The sequence below is a fragment of the Acinetobacter sp. IK31 genome, from assembly GCF_035615195.1.
Classification (GTDB): Bacteria; Pseudomonadota; Gammaproteobacteria; order Pseudomonadales; family Moraxellaceae; genus Acinetobacter; species Acinetobacter calcoaceticus_C.
In genome coordinates, this window is record NZ_JANBOB010000026.1 from 1 (window position 1) to 772 (window position 772).

1 protein-coding gene is annotated in these 772 nt (G+C 51.4%); it reads right to left on the bottom strand.

The genetic code is table 11. The features are described from left to right. Positions 1-754 (bottom strand): hypothetical protein (locus MSG66_RS13205; protein WP_324654347.1); only part of this gene is annotated, 754 nt, incomplete at its 3' end. Positions 755-772 lie beyond the last annotated feature (18 nt).

Below are 772 nucleotides of genomic sequence, written 5' to 3' on the forward strand. Positions count from 1 at the left end.
TCAGAGTCACTGTCGCTATCAGAGTCGGAATCGCTGTCAGAATCAGAGTCGCTGTCAGAGTCCGAATCGCTGTCGCTGTCAGAGTCCGAATCGCTGTCGCTGTCAGAGTCACTGTCAGAATCAGAATCGCTGTCAGAGTCAGAATCGCTGTCCGAATCAGAATCGCTGTCCGAATCAGAATCGCTGTCAGAGTCAGAATCACTGTCAGAATCCGAATCGCTGTCGCTATCCGAGTCAGAATCGCTGTCCGAGTCAGAATCACTGTCAGAGTCAGAATCGCTGTCAGAGTCCGAGTCACTATCAGAATCGCTGTCCGAGTCCGAATCGCTATCAGAGTCCGAATCGCTATCAGAGTCCGAGTCACTATCAGAATCAGAGTCGCTGTCCGAGTCCGAATCGCTGTCCGAATCAGAGTCGCTGTCCGAGTCCGAATCGCTGTCCGAATCAGAGTCGCTATCCGAGTCAGAGTCACTGTCAGAGTCCGAGTCGCTGTCCGAATCAGAATCACTGTCCGAATCCGAATCGCTGTCGCTATCCGAGTCACTGTCAGAATCCGAATCGCTGTCGCTATCCGAGTCAGAATCGCTGTCAGAGTCAGAATCACTGTCAGAATCAGAGTCACTGTCAGAATCAGAGTCACTGTCAGAATCCGAATCGCTGTCGCTATCCGAGTCAGAATCGCTGTCAGAGTCAGAATCGCTGTCAGAGTCAGAATCGCTGTCAGAGTCAGAATCACTGTCAGAATCAGAGTCACTGTCAGAATCCGAATCGC